We start from the raw sequence: 3,051 nt of genomic DNA on the forward strand, positions 1-3,051 counted from the left end.
AGCGGCTCCAGACCTCGAGCGGCAGGCTCGACCCCGTCACCTTGCGGGTCGGTGAGCCGTCGTCGTTGCCGAGCCACACCCCGGCCACCAGGGTGGACGTGTAGCCGACGAACCATGCGTCGCGGAAATCCTGGCTCGTGCCAGTCTTGCCGGCGGCCTCCCAGCCGGCGATCTCGGCCTTGCGGGCGGTGCCCGTGAGCAGCGTCTCCCGCATCATGCTGTTCATCATCCCGGCAACGGCCGGGTCCATGACGCGTCCGAGCCCGCCCGTGTCGCGCCGGTAGATCACGCGGCCTGTGTCACCCTTCACCTCGGCGATGATGTAGGGGATCACGCCCGTGCCGCCGTTGGCAAAGGCCGCAAAGGCGCCGACCAGCTCGACCGGCGCGACCTCAGAGGTGCCGAGCGCGATGGAGGCGTTGGCCTTCAGGGCGGACGCGATGCCGAGCCGGCGCGCGGTGTTCACGACGGCCTGGGGCCCGACCTCGAGGCAGAGCCGCACCGCGACCGTGTTCAGCGAATGGGCGAGCGCGGTCCTGAGCGTCACCGGGCCGCGGTAATCCCGCGAGTAGTTCTCCGGGTTCCAGCCCTTCACGGTGACGGGCGCGTCCTCGCGCACCGAATCCGGGGTCAGCCCGCGTTCCAGGGCGGCCAGGTACACGAAGGGCTTGAAGGCCGAGCCCGGCTGCCGCTTGGCCGCGGTGGCGCGGTTGAACTGGCTCTCTCCGTAATTGCGGCCGCCGACCAGGGCCCTGATGGCGCCGTCCGGCCGCATGGCCACGAAGGCCCCCTGCTCCACGCCGAAGCGCTTGCCCTTGGCCTGCAGCTCGTCGACCACGGCGCCCTCCGCCGCCGCCTGCAGGGAGGGCAGGATGGTGGTGGTCACGGTGACGTCGCCCGAGACGGTGCCGACGAAATCGTCCAGCACGTCCATCACGAGGTCGGCCGCGTAATGGGCCGAGCCGGCCCCGGCCCGCCGCACCGGATGGGCGGGAGCGTCCAGGGCAGCCCTCTGCTGCTCGGGCCGGATGAAGCCCTCGTCGGCCATGGCGGCCAGCACCATCGCGGCCCGGGCCCGCGCGGCGTCCGGGTTGCGGTTCGGGGCGAGGCGCGACGGCGCCTGGACGAGCCCCGCCAGTGTGGCCGCCTCGGCAAGCGACACCTCCCGGGCGGGCTTCGCGAAATAGCGCTGCGCCGCGGCCTCGACACCATAGGCGCCGGCGCCGAAATAGACGCGGTTCAGGTACAGCTCGATGATCTGGTCCTTGGAGAAGCGGTGCTCCAGCCACAGGGCCAGGATCGCCTCCTGGATCTTGCGGGAGGCGGTGCGCTCCTGCGTCAGGAACAGGTTCTTGGCGAGCTGCTGGGTCAGCGTCGAGCCGCCCTGCGAGACGCCGCGCGCCGTCACGTTGCGGACCAGCGCCCGGGTGATGCCGACCGGGTCGATGCCCCAATGGGAGTAGAAGCGCCGGTCCTCGATGGCCACGAAGGCCTTGGGCAGAAAGGCCGGAAGCTCCTTCAGGGCGACGGTGCGGCCGCCGGTTTCGCCGCGATTGGCCAGCAGCGTGCCGTCGGCCGCCATGATGGCGATGTTGGGCGGGCGCTTCGGCACCGCGAGCTGGTCGATGGGCGGAAGCTGGGTGGCGTGGAAGGCGACCAGCGCCGCAACCGCGATCCCGGCCCACAGGGACAGCACCACGCCGCCATAGATCAGCCGGCCCAGAATGGAGCGGCGCGGCCGCTTCCGCTTGGCGGGCTTGCGGCTTCCTGTTCTCGCCATCCCGCCTCCGGCCCGGTCGGCTCGGGAGAGCCTGACGTCGATCTCGGGCGAGCCGAAGGTCGGCTCGCGACGCTCTCGCCGCCGCCCTCCTCCCCCTACTCCCATTCCGAGCCCCCGCGGTCTTGCCTCCGGACCATCAGAGACCCTAGCCGCGGCCCTTTAAGGGCAGGTGAAGCTCTGGCAGGGCGGCGCGTCGGGGGCATCGGGCCCAGCGCAGCAGCCATCGGTTGCAGGACCGCATCCACATTCACGCTTTGAGAACAGCTTCGGCCGTAACTCCTCGCGCCTTCAGAACGCGCGACGGACGCATGGCACATCGGCCCCAACCAGAACCGGCCTGCCTGGACGCGTCGTCCGAGGTGGAGCGCGAACTCCCGAGCCAGGGGATCAAGGTCCTGGAGGACGAGCCGGAACGGGCCTTCGACGATCTGACGCGCATAGCTGCCCAGATCTGCCGCACCCCGATGGCGGCGATCCGCTCCGTCGGGGAGTTCCGCCCGCGGCTGACCTCGGAGATGGGGCTCGGGCTCGAGAACATGCCCGACGACGGGCCATTCTCCAGCCTCGCCATGAACCAGCAGGGCGTGTTCGTGGTGAGGGAAGCCGACCGCGACCCGCGCTTTGCCGAGAGTCCGCTGGTGCGCGGCCCCCTCGGTGTGCGGTTCTACGCGGGCGTTCCGCTGCGGACAGCCGAAGGCGTGCTCCTCGGCACGCTGTCCGTGTTCGACCGCAGCCCCCGGCCGGAGGGCCTGACCGCCTCCGAGGAAGCGGGGCTGTCCGCCCTCTCCCGCGCGATCGTAGGGCTCCTGGAACTGAAACGGGCCAATCGCGGCCTCCAACACGCTGAACAGCGCTACGGGGCGCTGATCGATGCGAGCGCCCTGATCGAGTTCCGGGCTGCTCCCGACGGGGCCCTTGTGGAGAGCGAGGGCTGGCGGGCGCGCCGCCGGCAGGGCCACGAGGTGTATCTGGGGCAAAGCTGGCTGGACGCCCTCTGCCCGGAGGACCGGGCGCGTGCCGCCGCGCAGTGGAGCGCCATCCTGGCCAGCCAGGAGGCCGGGGAGCTGGAATTCCGAATCCAGACCCAGGGCGAGTTCCGCTGGATGCTGGCCCGGGCTGTTCCGGTCAGAGCGCCGGACGGGTCCATCAAGGAATGGGTGGGCACCGTCACGGACGTGCATGCCCAGAAACTCGCGGATCAGCGCCTGCGGACGAGCGAGGAGCGCCTCAGGCTCGCCGCCCAGGCGACCACCGACGCGATCTGGGACTGG

At 71.1% G+C, this 3,051-nt stretch carries 2 protein-coding genes; one reads left to right on the forward strand and one right to left on the reverse strand.

All coding sequences use genetic code 11. From position 1 onward, the window contains the following. Positions 1–1,780, reverse strand: a 1,780-nt coding sequence (locus tag JWR86_RS02750; protein ID WP_299560415.1) for a transglycosylase domain-containing protein, incomplete at its 3' end; no start/stop codon positions are given. 308 nt (positions 1,781–2,088) lie between these two features. Between JWR86_RS02750 and JWR86_RS02755 the strand changes: the two genes are divergently transcribed. Next, on the forward strand, positions 2,089–3,051 hold a 963-nt coding region (locus JWR86_RS02755; RefSeq protein ID WP_299560418.1), incomplete at its 3' end, for a PAS domain-containing protein.

The sequence above is a fragment of the Enterovirga sp. genome (assembly GCF_028290205.1).
In the GTDB taxonomy this organism is placed as follows: Bacteria; Pseudomonadota; Alphaproteobacteria; order Rhizobiales; family Beijerinckiaceae; genus Enterovirga.